Source organism: Aeromonas sp. s4, assembly GCF_040907855.1.
In the GTDB taxonomy this organism is placed as follows: Bacteria; Pseudomonadota; Gammaproteobacteria; order Enterobacterales; family Aeromonadaceae; genus Aeromonas; species Aeromonas caviae.
Map to the genome: position 1 here is coordinate 69,090 of NZ_JBFOCP010000013.1, position 16,921 is coordinate 86,010.

The 16,921-nt window shown below is 60.6% G+C and carries 20 protein-coding genes; 14 read left to right on the plus strand and 6 right to left on the minus strand.

What is annotated here, in order from left to right; genetic code table 11:
- Nucleotides 1-5: 5 nt before the first annotated feature.
- A complete protein-coding gene (gpmM, locus tag AB5Y89_RS02705) occupies nt 6-1,535 on the minus strand; it encodes a 2,3-bisphosphoglycerate-independent phosphoglycerate mutase (RefSeq protein WP_052816405.1) in 1,530 nt (509 codons plus the stop codon).
- 348 nt (nt 1,536-1,883) lie between these two features.
- Here gpmM and AB5Y89_RS02710 point away from each other — a divergent pair, with 348 nt between their 5' ends.
- From AB5Y89_RS02710 to gpsA, 3 genes are read left to right on the plus strand one after another with little or no spacing between them, the layout of a single operon-like run.
- Nucleotides 1,884-2,315, plus strand: a complete 432-nt coding sequence (locus AB5Y89_RS02710) for a rhodanese-like domain-containing protein (protein ID WP_010672546.1) — start codon at nt 1,884-1,886, stop codon at nt 2,313-2,315.
- Nucleotides 2,316-2,362: 47 nt separating this feature from the next.
- Entirely contained in the window at nt 2,363-2,833 is a 471-nt protein-coding gene (gene secB, locus AB5Y89_RS02715; protein WP_010672547.1) for a protein-export chaperone SecB, read from the plus strand.
- 2 nt (nt 2,834-2,835) lie between these two features.
- Nucleotides 2,836-3,840 carry an NAD(P)H-dependent glycerol-3-phosphate dehydrogenase gene (gene gpsA / locus AB5Y89_RS02720; RefSeq protein WP_368222831.1) on the plus strand — a complete coding sequence of 335 codons (1,005 nt, stop codon included), beginning with the start codon at nt 2,836-2,838 and terminating at the stop codon, nt 3,838-3,840.
- Nucleotides 3,841-3,923: 83 nt separating this feature from the next.
- On the opposite strand, the gene nfuA is transcribed toward gpsA, so the two are convergent.
- Both nfuA and AB5Y89_RS02730 read right to left on the minus strand, forming a co-directional pair.
- Nucleotides 3,924-4,502 (minus strand): Fe-S biogenesis protein NfuA, encoded by a 579-nt coding sequence (gene nfuA / locus AB5Y89_RS02725; RefSeq protein WP_010672549.1) that lies wholly within the window; start codon nt 4,500-4,502, stop codon nt 3,924-3,926.
- Nucleotides 4,503-4,650: 148 nt separating this feature from the next.
- A complete protein-coding gene (locus AB5Y89_RS02730) occupies nt 4,651-5,379 on the minus strand; it encodes a ComF family protein (RefSeq protein WP_368222832.1) in 729 nt (242 codons plus the stop codon).
- Between the two features lie 38 nt (nt 5,380-5,417).
- On the opposite strand from AB5Y89_RS02730, the gene bioH reads away from it, so the two are divergent.
- From bioH to AB5Y89_RS02745, 3 genes are all read left to right on the plus strand, one after another.
- A complete protein-coding gene (bioH, locus tag AB5Y89_RS02735; protein ID WP_368222833.1) occupies nt 5,418-6,182 on the plus strand; it encodes a pimeloyl-ACP methyl ester esterase BioH in 765 nt (254 codons plus the stop codon).
- A 72-nt stretch (nt 6,183-6,254) separates the two neighbouring features.
- Nucleotides 6,255-6,488 (plus strand): hypothetical protein, encoded by a 234-nt coding sequence (locus AB5Y89_RS02740; protein WP_041214075.1) that lies wholly within the window; start codon nt 6,255-6,257, stop codon nt 6,486-6,488.
- A 1-nt stretch (nt 6,489) separates the two neighbouring features.
- Complete coding sequence (locus AB5Y89_RS02745) at nt 6,490-7,251, plus strand: putative metalloprotease CJM1_0395 family protein (protein WP_043153510.1); 762 nt, start codon at nt 6,490-6,492, stop codon at nt 7,249-7,251.
- Nucleotides 7,252-7,309: 58 nt separating this feature from the next.
- Here AB5Y89_RS02745 and AB5Y89_RS02750 read toward each other — a convergent pair whose 3' ends face one another.
- Both AB5Y89_RS02750 and greB read right to left on the minus strand, forming a co-directional pair.
- Complete coding sequence (locus AB5Y89_RS02750) at nt 7,310-9,616, minus strand: Tex family protein (protein ID WP_368222834.1); 2,307 nt, start codon at nt 9,614-9,616, stop codon at nt 7,310-7,312.
- 267 nt (nt 9,617-9,883) lie between these two features.
- Nucleotides 9,884-10,357 (minus strand): transcription elongation factor GreB, encoded by a 474-nt coding sequence (greB, locus tag AB5Y89_RS02755; RefSeq protein ID WP_368222835.1) that lies wholly within the window; start codon nt 10,355-10,357, stop codon nt 9,884-9,886.
- Between the two features lie 202 nt (nt 10,358-10,559).
- Here greB and ompR point away from each other — a divergent pair, with 202 nt between their 5' ends.
- Together ompR and envZ are read left to right on the plus strand one after the other, a co-directional pair.
- Nucleotides 10,560-11,279 carry a two-component system response regulator OmpR gene (gene ompR, locus AB5Y89_RS02760; protein WP_010672556.1) on the plus strand — a complete coding sequence of 240 codons (720 nt, stop codon included), beginning with the start codon at nt 10,560-10,562 and terminating at the stop codon, nt 11,277-11,279.
- On the plus strand, nt 11,276-12,586 hold the full coding sequence (envZ, locus tag AB5Y89_RS02765; protein ID WP_010672557.1) for a two-component system sensor histidine kinase EnvZ: 1,311 nt from the start codon (nt 11,276-11,278) through the stop codon (nt 12,584-12,586). Before ompR ends, envZ begins: the two co-directional genes overlap by 4 nt.
- A 36-nt stretch (nt 12,587-12,622) precedes the next feature.
- Here envZ and AB5Y89_RS02770 read toward each other — a convergent pair whose 3' ends face one another.
- Nucleotides 12,623-13,537 carry a DMT family transporter gene (locus AB5Y89_RS02770; protein WP_368222836.1) on the minus strand — a complete coding sequence of 305 codons (915 nt, stop codon included), beginning with the start codon at nt 13,535-13,537 and terminating at the stop codon, nt 12,623-12,625.
- 354 nt (nt 13,538-13,891) lie between these two features.
- Between AB5Y89_RS02770 and rpsJ the strand changes: the two genes are divergently transcribed.
- Genes rpsJ through rpsS form a run of 6 tightly spaced genes read left to right on the plus strand, consistent with a single transcriptional unit; the run spans nt 13,892 to nt 16,918 of the window.
- The gene (gene rpsJ / locus AB5Y89_RS02775) at nt 13,892-14,203 is read left to right on the plus strand and encodes a 30S ribosomal protein S10 (protein ID WP_005307944.1); all 312 of its coding nucleotides are present in this window, start codon (nt 13,892-13,894) and stop codon (nt 14,201-14,203) included.
- A 22-nt stretch (nt 14,204-14,225) separates the two neighbouring features.
- A complete protein-coding gene (gene rplC, locus AB5Y89_RS02780) occupies nt 14,226-14,858 on the plus strand; it encodes a 50S ribosomal protein L3 (protein WP_010672559.1) in 633 nt (210 codons plus the stop codon).
- Nucleotides 14,859-14,875: 17 nt separating this feature from the next.
- On the plus strand, nt 14,876-15,481 hold the full coding sequence (gene rplD, locus AB5Y89_RS02785; RefSeq protein ID WP_005340616.1) for a 50S ribosomal protein L4: 606 nt from the start codon (nt 14,876-14,878) through the stop codon (nt 15,479-15,481).
- Entirely contained in the window at nt 15,481-15,780 is a 300-nt protein-coding gene (gene rplW, locus AB5Y89_RS02790) for a 50S ribosomal protein L23 (protein WP_342690021.1), read from the plus strand. The genes rplD and rplW overlap by 1 nt, the downstream gene beginning before the upstream one ends.
- Nucleotides 15,781-15,795: 15 nt before the next feature.
- Nucleotides 15,796-16,617: a 50S ribosomal protein L2 gene (gene rplB, locus AB5Y89_RS02795; protein ID WP_010672560.1), complete on the plus strand. Its 822-nt coding sequence runs from the start codon at nt 15,796-15,798 to the stop codon at nt 16,615-16,617.
- A 22-nt stretch (nt 16,618-16,639) separates the two neighbouring features.
- Nucleotides 16,640-16,918: a 30S ribosomal protein S19 gene (gene rpsS, locus AB5Y89_RS02800; protein WP_005307960.1), complete on the plus strand. Its 279-nt coding sequence runs from the start codon at nt 16,640-16,642 to the stop codon at nt 16,916-16,918.
- The last annotated feature ends 3 nt before the right edge of the window (nt 16,919-16,921 follow it).

The window sequence follows — 16,921 nt, forward strand, 5'->3', positions numbered from 1 at the left end:
CAGGATTATTTCAGAATCATCAGGGGCTTGCCAGTCATTTCCGGCGGCACCGGCAGACCCATCAGGGTCAGCATGGTGGGGGCCAGATCGGACAGTTTGCCACCTTCGGCGACCTCGGCTTTACGACCGAAGTAGATGAGGGGAACCGGCAGATTGGTGTGGGCGGTGTGGGCCTGACCAGTCTCTTCGTCCATCATCTTCTCGGCGTTGCCATGGTCGGCGGTGATGAGGCACTCGCCACCCACTTCCGCCAGGGCGTCGGTGACGCGACCGATGCAGTGGTCGACCGCTTCACAGGCTTTGACGGCCGCATCGAACACGCCGGTGTGGCCGACCATGTCGCCGTTCGGGTAGTTGCAGATGATGACGTCGTACTTGCCGCTCTTGATGGCCGCAACCAGCTTGTCGGTCAGCTCTTCGGAGCTCATCTCCGGCTGCAGGTCATAGGTAGCTACTTTCGGGCTCGCCACGATTTCGCGATCTTCGCCAGTGAAGCACGCCTCTTCGCCACCGTTGAAGAAGAAGGTGACGTGGGCGTACTTCTCGGTCTCGGAGATGCGCAGCTGGGTCTTGCCCTGCTTGGCCAGCCACTCACCCAGGGTATTGACCAGGGCGGTGGGCGGATAGGCGCAGGCGGTTTTGATGTCGGCCGCGTATTCGGTCAGCATCACGAAGTGCAGCGCCGGGGTGGCGGTGCGGGCGAAGCCGGTGAAGTCGGTATCGACGAAGGCGCGGGTGATCTCGCGGGCGCGGTCGGCACGGAAGTTCATGAAGATCAGCGCATCGCCGTCGATCATCGGTACAGCGTCGCCGATGCGGGTGGCCTTGACGAACTCGTCGTTCTCGTCGCGGGCATAGGCGGCGGCCAGCGCGTCGGTGGCGTTGTCGGCGGTGAATTCGCCCTTGCCCTGGGTCATCAGGTCATAGGCCTGCTGTACGCGATCCCAGCGGTTGTCGCGGTCCATGGCGTAGTAACGACCGATCATGGAGGCGAAACGACCCTTGCCCAGTCGGGCAAACAGGGCGTCGAACAGCTCGATGGAGGACTGGGCACTGCGCGGCGGGACGTCGCGGCCATCCAGGAAGGCGTGGAAGTAGATCTGCTCGGCGCCACGCTTGGCGGCCATCTCGATCATGCCCATGATGTGCTCTTCGTGGCTGTGTACGCCACCCGGGGACATCAGACCCATGATGTGCACGGCCTTGCCCTTGGTCACGGCAGCGTCGACAGCCTTGGCCAGCTCGACGTTCTGGAAGAAGTCGCCGTCCTGGATGTCCTTGGAGATGCGGGTCAGCTCCTGATAGACGACGCGACCGGCACCGATGTTGGTGTGGCCCACTTCGGAGTTGCCCATCTGGCCGTCCGGCAGACCCACGTCCAGGCCGGAGCCGGAGATCAGGGTGCTGGTGTAGTCACGGGCCAGGCGATCCAGATTGGGGGTCTTGGCGGCAGCAACGGCGTTGTACTCTTGCTTGGTGCTGTAGCCCCAACCGTCCATGATGACCAGAACCAGCGGTTTCTTAGCTGTTGACATAAGGCTATGTCCTCTCGGATAGGAATGAATTGCGGGAAGTGAAACTAGCGTAATATTACTACATCTGCCGAAATAGTCACCTGATAGCCAAGTCCCTCTCCAGCCTCGCTTTTTAACTGTTATCCCGCTGTTTTAGGCATGTTGCCGGCTTGTCTGCCGCGGCGGGCTTTCCTCTGTTTCCCCCCTCTTTTCGGCATGGCGCATCCTCTCGTTCGGCCCGGTTGGAGGAGGAAGAATCGGCAGCCATCCTTGATGGGAGCTTGCTCTCGCTTTGCCGCCAAGATGGCTGATCTTATGCAGGGCCCCATGTATACTCGGGCCCTTGTCTTGGTCCCTGGATAGTTGAAGATGCAAGAGTATTTGGATTTCGCGGCCCGCAATCCGCTGCTGACCGCAGCCTGGTTGGGCCTGGCAGGCACCCTGGTGTATACCACTGTGCGTGCTCGTTTTTCTCCGGTGAAGGCGGTCAACAACCACGCCGCTACCCTGCTTATCAACCGTGAAAATGCCACCGTCGTGGACATTCGCAGTCAGGATGAATTTGCCAAGGGCCATCTGGCCGGGGCCCATCACCTGCCGCTCGCCCAGATCCAGGCGAATAATCTGGGTCCGGTTGAAAAGCACAAGGATGCCCCCATCATAGTGGTGTGCGAGTCGGGGATGACCGCTGGTGGCGCGGGTCGCCAACTGAGCAAGGCCGGTTTCAAGCAGGTGTATGTGCTCAGCGGTGGCATGGCCCAATGGCGTGCAGACAATCTGCCGGTGACCAAAAAACGCTGATTTAAGGGCCTGCGCCCACTCATTATCTTAAAAAGGAATCAAACGAAATGGCTGACGAAATCAACAACCAGGAAGTGCAACCGGAATTCCACATCCAGCGTGTCTACACCAAGGATGTCTCCTTCGAAGCCCCGAATACCCCACACATCTTCCAGAAAGAGTGGCAGCCGGACGTCAAGCTGGACATGGACACCAAGACCAATGTCCTGGCCGACAGCGTCTATGAAGTGGTGCTGACCCTGACCGTCACCTGCAAGCTGGAAACCGAGACCGCCTTCCTGTGCGAAGTGCAGCAAGCCGGCATCTTCACCATCGGCAACCTGCCTGAGCCGCAACTGGCCCACTGCCTGGCGGCCTTCTGCCCGAACATCCTGTTCCCGTATGCCCGCGAAGCGGTGTCCAACCTGGTGAGCAAGGGTTCCTTCCCGCAACTGAACCTGGCACCGGTCAACTTCGACGCCCTGTTCGCCCAGCACATGGCGCAGGTACAGGCCCAGCAGGCGACTGCGGAAGCCTGATAATGGCCGACCAGATCGCAATCTCGGTCCTGGGGGCGGGGTCTTATGGCTCCGCCCTTGCCATTTCTCTGGCGCGCAATGGTCATCCGACCCTGCTGTGGGGTCACGACCCTGCCCATGTAGCCGAGCTGGAACAGGATCGCTGCAACAAGGCATTCTTGCCGGATGTCCCCTTCCCGGCCGATCTGCAACTGACGTCGGATCTGCAGGCGGCGGTGCAAGCCGCTCCCGTGCTGCTGCTGGTGGTGCCGAGCCATGTGTTCGGCCAGGTACTGGCCCGGGTCAAACCCTTCCTGCGCCCGGATACCCGGATCGCCTGGGCCACCAAGGGGCTGGAGCCGGACAGCGGCCGTCTGCTGCAAGAGGTGGCGCGGGAGGTGCTGGGGGATGCCATTCCACTGGCGGTCATCTCGGGCCCGACCTTCGCCCGCGAGCTGGCCGCCGGTCTGCCGACAGCCATCTCGGTGGCGTCGACCCACGACGACTTCGCCGACGATCTCTCCCTGCTGCTGCATTGTGGCCGTTCGTTCCGGGTCTATACCAATCCGGACTTCATCGGTCTGCAACTGGGCGGGGCGGTCAAGAACGTCATCGCCATCGGTGCCGGTCTCTCCGACGGACTCGGTTTTGGCGCCAATGCCAGGACCGCGCTCATCACCCGGGGCCTGGTAGAGATGCAGCGTCTGGGCGCCGCGCTGGGTGCCGACGCCAAGACCTTCATGGGGATGGCGGGGCTCGGGGATCTGGTGCTTACCTGTACCGACAATCAGTCGCGCAACCGTCGCTTCGGGCTGGCCCTAGGGGCCGGCAAGGATGTGAACACCGCCATGACCGAGATCGGCCAGGTGGTGGAAGGCTATCGCAACACCAAGGAGGTGCATCTGCTGGCGGCCCGCTGTGGCGTCGAGATGCCCATCTGCGAGCAGATCTTCAAGGTGCTGTACGAAGGCAAGAATCCGAAAGAGGCGGCCATCGCCCTGCTGTCGCGAGACAAGAAGGACGAGTGATCCGCCCGCTGCAGAATGCAAAAGGCCCCGCCAGCTGGCGGGGCCTTTTCTTTGCCGCATGTCTTTGCGACAGCGGCAGCAAATCAGTAGTAGGAGTGGTCGCCGCGCTGGTGCTCGGTGGCATCCTTGACGCCGTTGAGCTCGCCCGGGAATTTCTCCAGCAACTGCTTCTCGATCCCCTCTTTCAGGGTGTAGTCGACCATGGAGCAACCGTTGCAACCGCCGCCAAACTGCAGGATGGCCAGTTTGTCGTCGGTCAGCTCGACCAGGGTGACCTTGCCGCCGTGACCGGCCAGCATGGGGTTCACCTCGGACATCAGCACGTATTCGATGCGGTCGATCAGCGGGGCGTCGTCGGCCACCTTGCGCATCTTGGCGTTGGGGGCTTTCAGGGTGAGCTGGGAGCCCATCTGATCGGTGACGAAATCGATGGTGGCATCCACCAGGAAGGGGGCGCTCAGGGGATCGACCAGGCAGTCGAAGCCGCTGAAGGGCAGGTGCTGATCTTCCGGATCGACCGCGTCGGGTGGGCAATAGGATACGCCGCACTCGGCATTCTGGGTTCCCGGATTGACCACAAACACCCGGATGTTGGTGCCATCAGGCTGCTTCTCCAGCAACTTGCGGAAGTGGGCCTGGGCGGTGTCGGAAATGCTGATCATCACTATCCTCATAAACCTGAGTGTACGACTAGGGTATTCATGATAACTCGCTTGGCGGGGCTTGGGTAGCGTGCCGATGGCGAGCCTGTGAGCCCGGGCGTATCGGAATCATGCCGCCAGCGGCCTCCCGGGCCGGATCCCTGCCCGGTTATTTCAGGTGTCGGAGGGTACGGCAGATGGCCCACACCTCTACCGTGGTGACGCCGTGCTGATGGAGCAACCGGGTGAGTTGACCTGCGGTGGCGCCCGTGGTGACCACATCGTCGAGCAGTGCCACATGCCGGTAGTGGTGAGGTTCTATTTCGAAGGCGCCACGCAGATTGCGTCGCCGCTGGCCGGCACTGAGCCGGGTCTGTTGCGGGGTCGACCTTGTCCGGCGCAGTACGCTGCTGTCGCAAGGAATGCCGGTGAGTGCGCTCAGGGCATGGCCGATTTCTTCTGCCTGATTGAAGCCGCGCCACCACTGGCGCCACCAGTGCAGGGGAACCGGAATGATGACCTGCGGCGGATTGGCGAGGTCCAGATGGTCTGCCAGCAGGCGGGCAAGCAGCGGCGCGAGCAGGATCTGACCGGAATACTTCAGCCGGGGGATGAGTTGGGCATAAGGTGCCTGATAATCGCCGATCACCTGCAAACGCTCCCAGGGGGTGGGTCTGCGCTGGCATCGTCCGCACAGCAGTTCGCTCTCGCGATGTTGCTCCGGCAGCGGTGCTGCACACATCAGGCATCGTCTGTCGTGTTGGCGCTGGGCGTGGCGGCACCAGGAGCACAACAAGGGCGTCTCGTCACAGGGCTGGCGACAGAGCAGGCACAGACCGAGCCAGTCGGACTGGGTGCCAAGGATCGGACTTGCTTTGGCGAGCAGCCGCTTTAACATGCAGGCTCCAAGCAGATAAACAGGGATCTTGAGTCTAGATGAGCGTATCGGTTGAGCGGTTTGGCCAGGGCCCGGACCTGGTGTTGTTGCATGGCTGGGGCATGAACGGGGCCGTCTGGCACGGTATTGCCCAAGAACTGGCTGCCCACTATCGGCTGCATCTGGTGGACCTGCCCGGCTTTGGCAACAGCCCCCTGCAATCAGGAACAGACTACACCCTGCCCTGGCTGGCAGAGCAGGTGGCGGCCATATTGCCTGAAAAATGCCATCTGCTCGGCTGGTCCCTCGGTGGTCTGGTGGCGAGTCAGTTGGCGCTGACCATGCCTGAACGCCTTCACTCTCTCATTACCGTAGCCAGTTCTCCCTGCTTCATGGCCCGCGACGAGTGGCCCGGGATTGCCCCCAAGGTGCTGGCGGGGTTCAACCAGATGCTGGCCGGCGACTTCATGCAGACCATAGAGCGTTTCCTCGCGATCCAGGCCATGGGCAGCGAGCACGCCAGAAATGACATTCGCCAGTTGCGTCACTGGCTGGCGGAGCGACCCGCTCCCCGGCTTGCGGCCCTGGAGGCGGGTCTGGGCCTGCTGGCCGAGGTCGATCTGCGGGATGAACTGATCGGCCTGGATCTGCCCTGGCTGCGTCTTTACGGCAGGCTGGATACCCTGGTGCCGAAGGCCGCCATTCCCTTGCTGGATGCGAGTTACCCTGCCAGCCACAGTCTGGTGCTGGAGAAGGCATCCCATGCCCCCTTCATCTCCCATCCAGAGCAGTTCATCACCCTCCTGCGGCAGTTCATTGACTGAGATTTGAGCGGCAGGCTTCAATAACTCGTCAGGTTGATGGATAATTAGCCAACCCTACAGAGGAGTGTGCCAATGCGTATCGAATCAGCCATGACGGCAGGCGTGCAGGGGTTCCAACGGGCCGAGCAGTTGGCGGGCCAGGCTTCCAGCCAGATCGCCCGTCTCAATACGCCAGCGGGTGAGCAGGTGCAGTTGCCGGATGAACTGGTGAATCTCAAGGTGGCCGAGCTGCATGCCGGGGCATCCGCCAAGGTGATCCAGACGGCCAGCGACATGCTGGGCACCCTGATCGATATCCGGGTGTGACATGAACATCAACGTCAGTCTGCCGACCATCATTCCGAATCAACTGCAGCCGCAGACGGAATCGGCACAGACTGACAACCGCCGCGCAGAACTGGTGCCCCCCAGCCGCCAGAGTGAGGCGTCCAACGCCGAGTCCGGCGTCGGTTCCCAGAAAGAGAGATCCCGGGCCGCCCAGGCCAATCCCGCCGCCCCATCCTCGTCCACGAAAGAGAACGGCCAGACCGGCCCCGTGATGGTGGCGCACCGTTTTGTCGAGGCAACGGGGGAGGAGGGGGAGCGTCGACAACGTCAGGAGGGTGAACAGCAGGAGCAGCAAAAGCAGCAGCGTCAGGTGGCTGCGCTGGTCGAACGGGATCTCGAAGTTCGCAAGCACGAGCAGGCGCACCAGGCAGCCGGCGGCGAGCATGCGGGGAGCCCTACCTACCAGTTTTCCCGTGGGCCGGATGGCAAGCGTTATGCCACCGGGGGGGAGGTGGTCATCGACATGGGGACCATTCCCGGGGATCCCGCCGCGACCATCGCCAAGATGCAGCAGGTGCGTGCCGCTGCACTGGCTCCCGATGAACCATCGTCACAAGACATGAGTGTGGCCCGTGCCGCCTCTGGCAAGGAGGCACAGGCCCGCAAGGATCTGATGACCCTCAGGCAGGAAACCACAGGCCCGCTCGGTGCTTATATGGACAATCGAAACCAGGTGATTGCCAGGCACTATCAGCAAGCGGTGAGGCCAGCCTCCCCGCATAGCCTGAGTCAGGACGTTTGATCCCGCTCTGTGCTGGCATGAAAAAGCCCCTTTCGGGGCTTTTTTGCATTCTGGGGGCTTATTTCTTCAGTTTCGACAGGGCAGCCGCGAAGGCGTTGCCCATGGCACCCTCGGCCGGAGCGCTCTGACGGGGCGCCTGTTTCGGTCGGGCGTTGCCGGTGTGACGCGGCTCGGCCGGTTTGCGTGCAGGCTGGCCGGCTTTTTCATCCAGACGCATGGTAAGACTGATGCGTTTGCGCGGTACGTCGACTTCCAGCACCTTGACCCGGACGATGTCACCGGCCTTGACCACCTCGCGGGGATCCTTGACGAAGCGATCGGTGAGGGAAGAAATGTGCACCAGCCCGTCCTGATGGACGCCGATGTCGACGAAGGCGCCGAAGTTGGTGACGTTGGTGACCACACCCTCCAGCACCATCTCGGGCACCAGATCGCTGATTTTCTCCACCCCTTCCTTGAAGGTGGCGGTCTTGAACTCGGGACGCGGGTCGCGGCCGGGCTTGTCCAGCTCGCCGATGATATCGGTGACGGTAGGCACCCCGAACTGCTCGTCGGTGTAGTCGGTGGGCTTGAGGGTGCGCAGCAGGCTGCTGTTGCCGAGCAGGCTGTCCACGGTCTGCTCCAGCTTGGCGAGGATCCGCTCCACCACCGGGTAGGATTCCGGGTGCACCGCCGAGCCGTCCAGCGGGTTGCTGCCGCCCCGAATGCGCAGGAAGCCGGCGCATTGCTCGAATGCCTTGGGCCCTAGTCGGCCAACTTTCAGCAACTGCTGACGACTCTTGAAGGCGCCGTTCTCGTCGCGGTAGGCGACGATGTTCTGGGCCAGGGTCTGGGAGAGGCCGGAAACCCGGTTGAGCAGGGCGACCGAGGCGGTATTCACATCCACCCCCACCGCGTTCACGCAATCCTCGACCACCGCGTCGAGGCGGCGGGCCAGCTGGCTCTGGCCGACATCGTGCTGGTACTGGCCCACACCGATGCTCTTGGGATCGATCTTGACCAGCTCGGCCAGGGGATCCTGCAACCGGCGGGCGATGGAGACGGCGCCGCGAATGGAGACGTCGAGATCCGGGAATTCCAGGGAGGCGAGCTCGGAGGCGGAGTAGACCGATGCCCCCGCTTCACTCACTACTATCTTCTGTGCCTTGGCGGCCGGGTAGCGCTCGAACAGATCGCTCACCAGGCGGTCGGTTTCCCGGGATGCGGTGCCGTTGCCGATGCTGATGAGCTCGACCTTGTGCTTCTGGCACAGCTCGCTCAGGGTCTTGAGACTCTGGTCAACCTGGCGTTTGGGTTCGAACGGATAGATGGTCGCGTGATCGACCAGCTTGCCGGTGGCATCCACCACCGCCACCTTGACCCCGGTGCGGATGCCGGGATCCAGCCCCATGGTGCAGCGCATGCCGGCCGGTGCCGCCATCAGCAGATCCTTGAGGTTCATGGCGAACACCTTGATCGCCTCCTCCTCCGCTGACTCGCGGATACGGCCGATCAGCTCGGTTTCCATCTGCAGGGAGAGCTTGATCTTCCAGGTCCAGCTCACCACCCCCTGCAGCCACTTGTCGGCCGGGCGGTGTTGCAGGTTGAGTTTGAGGTGATGGGCAATGATCCCTTCGCAGGGGCTGGTACCCTCATCCTCGCCGGTGACCAGCGCCAGGTTGAGGATCCCCTCGTTGCGGCCGCGCAACATGGCCAGCACCCGGTGGGAGGGGGCCTTGTGCAGGGGTTCGTCGTGTTCGAAGTAGTCCTTGAATTTGGCCCCTTCCTGCTCCTTGCCGGCCACCACGCGGGCACGCAGGGTGGCGTTGTGCCACAGGTAGTCCCGCAACTTCTCAAGGAGATCGGCCTGCTCGGCGAAGCGCTCCATCAGGATGTAACGGGCACCGTCGAGGGCGGCCTTGCCGTCGGTGATCCCCTGCTCGGCATTGAGGAAGCGAACCGCCTCTTGCTCGGGATCCTTCATGGGGTCACCCAGCAGCAAATCCGCCAGTGGCTCCAGCCCCGCCTCGATGGCCATCTGCCCCTTGGTGCGCCGCTTGGGCTTGTAGGGGAGGTAGAGGTCTTCCAGCCGGGTCTTGCTGTCGGCATCGTTCAGCTCGCGGGCCAGCTCGGGGGTCAGTTTGCCCTGCTCTTCAATGGAGCGCAGGATCACCTGGCGGCGATCCGCCAGTTCACGCAGGTAGCCGAGGCGGCTCTCCAGGGTACGCAGCTGGCTGTCGTCCAGACCGCCGGTCACCTCTTTGCGGTAACGGGCGATGAAGGGAACGGTCGCGCCTTCGTCCAGCAGGCGAACGGCTGCCTGCACCTGTTCCGGGCGGGCATTCAGCTCACCGGCGATCTGATGTTCTATTACGTGGCTTTGCATCGAGGGTCTCTTGGTCGGGTCCTGTCTAACTGGCCAGCGTGGGGCTATGTCGCCGAACAGGGGGTTTGTCCTGGCGATACTTTAGATACCTGCCAGGCCACTGCCGCGCGGGCCGGTTGGCGCCGCAAGGCGCCGGGTGTGAGCACTATATGGGGTCGGGCAGCGGGATGCCACCCTGGCCGACAAGGCGGGGAGGGGGTCTTCAGCTCGCCGGGTTGGCTCTCCTGCCCGCCCTGGGCGGTGACCGCCGGTATGACGGTGGCTGGCTCATTGGGAATAGCTGATCTCATTGACGTACCAGCAGGCGTCACCCACTGGCGTTTGCACCAAGGCTTCATCGCCCACCTCTTTCTTGAGCAGGGCACGGGCCATGGGGGAGTCGATGGAGATGTAATCCTTGCGGCCGAAGATCTCGTCATAGCCGACGATGCGAAAGCGCTTGGTCTCACCCTCGTCGTTTTCTACCTCGACCCAGGCGCCGAAGAAGACCTTGCCCTCCTGGGAGGGGGAGTAGTCGACTATGGTCAGCTCTTCCAGGCACTTGCGCAGGTAGCGAACCCGGCGGTCGATCTCCCGCAGGCGTTTCTTGTTGTACTGGTAATCGGCATTCTCGCTGCGATCACCCAGGCTCGCCGCCCAGGCCACTTTTTTGGTGACATCGGGCCTCTCCTCCCGCCAGAGCATGTCGTGCTCCTGCCGGAGCCTGGTGTAGCCTTCACGGGTAATGAGTTTGGTTTTCATGGGGTTATCACTCCCTCGCCAATTGCATCCGGTTGCTCGGGATCTTAGTCATTGTCGCCGCGCTGTCGAGCAAAAAGCAGAGCTGGCCATCCATCCCTCCCGGCTCCGGGGCCGAATGAGGGCAATAACCGGTAACATATTTATGCTTTGTGGTTGCAGGGGGCGGCTCTAGTATGAGGGGAGACAGAAAAGAGAGGTGGCAATGAGTCAGCAATACAAGGTCCTGGTGGTGGACGACGATCTGAAACTGCGTTCCTTGTTGGAGCGCTACCTCACCGAGCAGGGGTTTGTAGTGCGAGGTGTCGCCAACGGGGAGCAGGCCGATCGCCTGCTGACGCGTGAAAACTTCAGCCTGATGGTGCTTGATCTGATGCTGCCGGGGGAAGACGGCCTCTCCATCTGCCGCCGCCTGCGCGAGGCCGGCAACCAGATCCCTGTCTTGATGCTCACCGCCAAGGGGGACGAAGTGGATCGCATCGTCGGTCTGGAGATGGGGGCCGACGATTATCTGCCCAAGCCGTTCAACCCCCGTGAGCTGCTGGCTCGGATCCGCGCCGTGCTGCGCCGCCATACCGTGGAGCTGCCCGGCGCCCCTTCCGCGGCGGAGAAGATGGTGAGTTTCGGGGCCTACCAGCTCAATCTGGCGACCCGTGAACTGAGCCGTGATGGCGAACCGGTTGCCCTGACCAGCGGGGAGTTCGCCGTGCTCAAGGTGCTGGTGAGTCATCCTCGCGAACCGCTCTCCCGTGACAAGCTGATGAACCTGGCCCGTGGTCGCGAGTACACGGCCACCGAGCGCAGCATTGATGTGCAGGTCTCCCGCCTGCGCCGCCTGCTGGAACAGGACCCGGCCCAGCCTCGCTATCTGCAGACCGTCTGGGGTCTGGGGTATGTGTTCGTACCGGACGGTGAGAACGCATGAAGAAAGTGGGCAGCATGTTCTCCCGCATGCTCTGGTTTCTGGCTGCCGTGCTGGTGGTCTATCAAGTCGTCTCCTACGTTACCTTCTACAACTACCTGCTGGCGCCGACCGTCAAGCAGATCAGCCACCTGCTGGCAAACCAGGTCAAACTCATCTTTCCGGTGGACAACAACCAGCTGGCGCTCAGTGAAGATGCCGAGGCGCTGGTCTATGTGACCACTGGCAGCGACATCTATACCCAGAGCGAGGCGGAGCAGCACGGGCTGAATGATTCCAAGCCCTACCCTTATCTGGAGCAGAGCATCAGCCGCGAATTGAAAGGGGATACCAGGGTCAGAGTTGAAATCCAGGATCACTACATCATCTGGATCCAGCCTCCCCAGGCCAGCCAGATGTGGGTGCGCATTCCCCTGACTGAAATTGAAGATGACGACATCGAACCGCTCATCCTCTATATGAGCGTCTTGCTGGTGGTGACCCTGTTTGCAGCCTGGCGTTTTGCCCGTCAGCTGGTGCGACCGCTGGAGGATCTGGAAGCGGGGGCCGTGGCGGTGGCGCGCGGCAACTTTCCCGATGCCCTGGGGGAGCAGGGCTCGCGGGAGGTGCGCCGCCTGACCCGCACCTTCAACCACATGTCGAGCTCCATCAAGGGGCTGATCGAGGAGCGCAACCTGATGATGGCCGGGGTATCCCACGATTTGCGCACCCCTCTCACCCGCATTCGTCTCGCGACCGAGATGATGTCCTCGGGGGATGAGTACCTCAAGGAGAGCATCAATGCAGACATCGATGAGTCGAACGGTATCATTGATCAGTTCATCGACTACATTCGCCCGAACGAGGGACTCGATGCCCGGCCCGTCGACCTGACCCAGCTCATTCACGATGCGTTGCTGATGCAGACCGATCAGGGACTGGAAGTGGAGCTGCTCCTGCCGGAGGAGGCGGTGCGTGTGGCCTGCCATCCCATCAGCATTCGCCGTATCCTCAACAATCTGTCGGGCAACTCCCTGCGCTATGGCGCGACCCGGTTGCAGGCCGAGCTCAGGGATGATGGCCACTGGGTGCGGCTGCGACTCTCCGACAATGGCCCGGGGATCGCAGAAGAGGACTACTCCCGGGTGCTCAAGCCCTTCACCCAGGGCAATGTGGCGCGCACCGGTGGAGGCAGCGGGCTGGGGTTGGCCATCGTTGCCAAGATAGTCTCCCAGCATCACGGCACCATCAGGTTGGGGCGCTCCGAACTGGGGGGCTTGCAGGTGGAGATCCGGCTACCCAAGAACCAGCCGCTGGAGTGGATGGATTGAAAGCAGGGCGTATCGAGAGATGCGCCCTTTTGTCTGTCAGGCGTGGGGGTCGCTCACCTTGCGGTAGCGCTTGCCATATTTGAGTTGCTGGATAAGCAGGGCGGCGACGATGAGAGCCAACCCGATGGGGGTTGCCGGGTGAATGGTTTCGCCGATCAACAGGTTGAGCAGCACCAGAGAGGCAAACGGCGAGATGAAGATGAGGTTGCTGATGGGGGCTGTGTTGGTGGCGTGGCGCAGGGCCATCAGCCAGAGCACGAAACCGAAGCCCATCTCGAACAGCCCCACATAGATGGCGCCGGCCCATCCCTGCCAGGCGGTCATGGCAAAGTCCGAGAGCAACCAGGTCGCCACGATGATGAAGGGCAGGCTGATGAGGAAGCCGAGCAGCAGGCTGACGACGGGATCCCCCTGATTGCGGGTGTTGAGGATCCAGTAACCGGCCCAGATCAGGGTCGACACCAGCGCCAGCGTGACGCCGAGGGGGCTGTCGAACTGTAGACCGAACACGTCCCCCCTGGTGGCGATCACCAGGGCGCCGAAATAGCCGAGCACGATGGCGACGCCATCGCGGCGGCGCAGCCTTTGACCGAGGAAGGGAACGGCCAGCAGGCTGAGGGTGATGGCCCAGGTGTAGTTGAGAGTCTGTGCCTGCTGGGCGGGCAGCAGATCATATGCCTTGAACAGCAGCAGGTAATAGAGGAAGGGGTTCAGGACCCCGAGAGCGAGGTAGTAGAGGGGGCGACTCTTGATGTAGTCGAGCAGTAGCGGCAGTTTGCCCTGACAGGCCACGATGCACCCCAGGGTCAGGGTCGAGGTGCAGGCCGCGACCAGCAGCAGCTGTACCGGTTCAAAGTAGGCGAGGGAGATCTTGAAGGCGCTGGCCACCGTGGACCAGAGGGCGACGGCACAGAGCCCGTACTGGTAGGCTTTTTTCTGATTCTTGAGCATGGGATGCGTTCCGCAAACTGGGGCGAGGGCGCAGTCTATCAGCCTGTTTGCAACATTGTCGTTACCGTCTCGCCGATGGCGATGATTTGATCGCCTGGAGATCCATCTGCCACACAACATTGCGCACAATCTGTCCGCCTTCACTTGCGTGAGTGGAAAAAATCCGTATAATCCCCTCCGCTTGCCCATGAGGCAGCCAGACGATATGTCTGCTTGCTGAGCTTCCCGTTTACGAGTTGCCAGCCATACAGTCCTCCCGATATGGGAGGAAACGTGAAAAATCACACCTCTGGCGGGAGTAGTCCCGGTCGGGCGGCGTTGATTTATGTTCTTTTATCTATTGGAGCTCTGTCAATGCAGAACCAAAGAATCCGTATCCGCCTGAAGGCTTTTGATCATCGCCTGATCGATCAATCCACTGCGGAAATCGTTGAAACTGCTAAGCGCACTGGCGCGCAGGTTCGCGGTCCTATCCCGCTGCCGACTCGCAAAGAGCGTTTCACCGTTCTGATCTCCCCGCACGTCAACAAAGACGCGCGTGATCAGTACGAGATCCGCACTCACAAGCGTCTGGTAGACATCGTTGAACCGACTGACAAGACCGTTGACGCTCTGATGCGTCTGGATCTGGCAGCTGGTGTAGACGTCCAGATCAGCCTGGGTTAATTACGGAAAGAGGTTGATAACAATGACAATCGGTCTTGTAGGTCGCAAAGTGGGTATGACTCGCATCTTCACTGAAGATGGCGTTTCTATCCCGGTGACTGTTATCGAAGTTGAAGCTAACCGTGTAACTCAGGTCAAATCTGTAGAAACCGACGGCTACAACGCTATTCAGGTTACCACTGGCGCCAAGAAAGCCAGCCGCGTAACCAAGCCGGAAGCTGGCCACTTCGCCAAAGCTGGTGTAGAAGCCGGTCGCGGTCTGTGGGAATTCCGCCTGAACAACGGTGAAACTTTCACTGTTGGTAGCGAGCTGAAAGTAGATCTTCTCGCTGACGTTAAGCTGGTAGACGTTACCGGCACATCCAAGGGTAAAGGTTTTGCCGGTACTGTTAAGCGCTGGAACTTCCGTACCCAGGATATGACCCACGGTAACTCCCTGTCCCACCGTGTACCTGGCTCCATCGGTCAAAACCAGACCCCGGGCCGTGTATTCAAGGGCAAGAAGATGGCTGGTCACATGGGTGCTGAGCGTGTAACGACTCAGAACCTGGAACTGGTTCGTGTTGACGCTGAACGCAACCTGCTGCTCATCAAAGGCGCAGTACCGGGTGCAACCAACGGCAACGTGATCGTCAAACCTGCCGTCAAAGCGTAACGTCTGAGGAGATAGTAATGGAATTGGTAATGAAAGACGCCAAGAGCGCTCTTGAAGTTTCCGAGACTACCTTCGGGCGCGAATTCAACGAAGCTCTGGTTCACCAGGTTGTCGTTGCATATGCCGCTGGTGCCCGTCAGGGTACTCGTGCGCAGCTGACTCGCTCTGAAGTGTCTGGTGGCGGCAAAAAGCCGTGGCGTCAGAAGGGTACTGGTCGTGCCCGTGCTGGCTCCATCCGTTCGCCCATCTGGCGTTCCGGTGGTGTGACCTTTGCTGCTAAGCCGCAAGATCACAGCCAGAAAGTAAACAAGAAGATGTACCGCGGCGCTATCCGTAGCATCCTGTCCGAGCTGGTACGTCAAGAGCGCCTGATCGTTGTTGAGAAGTTCGGCATCGAAGCGCCGAAGACCAAAGAACTGATCGCCAAGCTGAAAGAAATGGAACTGACTGACGTTCTGATCGTGACTGCTGAAGTCGATGAGAACCTGTTCCTGGCTGCTCGTAACCTGTACAAAGTTGACGTGCGTGACGTTGCCGGTATCGACCCGGTCAGCCTGATCGCTTTCGACAAGGTTCTGATGACTGCTGACGCAGTTAAGCAAATCGAGGAGATGCTGGCATGATCCGTGAAGAGCGTCTGCTGAAAGTTCTGAAGGCTCCGCACATCTCTGAAAAGAGCACCATGGTCGCAGAAAAGCAGAACACTATCGTGTTCAAAGTTGCTGTTGATGCCACCAAGGCGGAAGTCAAAGCTGCAGTTGCGAAACTGTTCGAGGTCGAAGTTGAGACCGTCCGTACCCTGAACATGAAGGGTAAGACCAAGCGCGCAGGTGCACGCGTAGGCCGTCGTTCCGATTGGAAAAAGGCTTATGTGACCCTGAAAGCTGGTCAGGACATCGACTTCATGGGCGCAGCCGAGTAAGAGGAGTTCTGAAAAATGGCAATCGTTAAGTGCAAGCCTACTTCTCCGGGCCGCCGCCACGTCGTCAAGATCGTCAACCAAGAGCTGTACAAGGGCAAGCCCTTCGCCGCTCTGCTGGACAGCAAAAGCAAGTCCGGTGGCCGTAACAACAACGGTCGTATCACCACTCGTCATATCGGTGGTGGTCACAAGCAACACTACCGTCTGATCGACTTCAAGCGCGACAAAGACGGCATTCCGGCCAAAGTTGAGCGTCTGGAATACGATCCTAACCGTACCGCAAACATCGCCCTGGTGCTGTATGCAGACGGTGAGCGTCGTTACATCCTGGCCCCGAAAGGCCTGAAAGCTGGTGATGCAATCGCCTCTGGTGCTGATGCTGCCATCAAGGTAGGTAACACCCTGCCGATGCGCAACATCCCGGTCGGTTCTACCGTTCACGCCGTTGAGATGAAGCCTGGTAAAGGTGCCCAGCTGGCTCGTTCCGCTGGTACTTTCATCCAGATCCTGGCTCGTGAAGGTAACTATGTAACTCTGCGTCTGCGTTCCGGCGAAGTACGTAAAGTTCTGGCCGAGTGCCGCGCTACCATCGGTGAAGTGGGTAACTCCGAGCACATGCTGCGTCAACTGGGTAAAGCCGGTGCTAACCGCTGGCGTGGTATTCGTCCGACCGTTCGCGGTATGGCGATGAACCCGGTTGATCACCCGCACGGTGGTGGTGAGGGTCGTAACAAGGGCATGCAGCCTGTGTCCCCATGGGGCCAGAAGGCTAAGGGCTTCAAGACCCGTAAGAACAAGCGTACCGACAAGTACATCGTACGTCGTCGTAACAAGTAATTGTTAACATAGAGGAATCACCATGCCACGTTCTCTCAAGAAGGGTCCATTTATCGACCTGCACTTGCTGAAGAAGGTAGAGAAAGCGGTGGAAAGCGGGGATAAAAAGCCGGTTAAGACCTGGTCCCGTCGTTCAATGATCATCCCGAACATGATCGGTTTGACCATCGCTGTCCATAATGGTCGTCAGCACGTTCCGGTTTTCGTTACCGAAGAAATGATCGGTCACAAACTGGGTGAATTCGCACCGACTCGTACTTATCGCGGCCATGCTGCTGATAAGAAGGCTAAGAAGCGCTAAGGG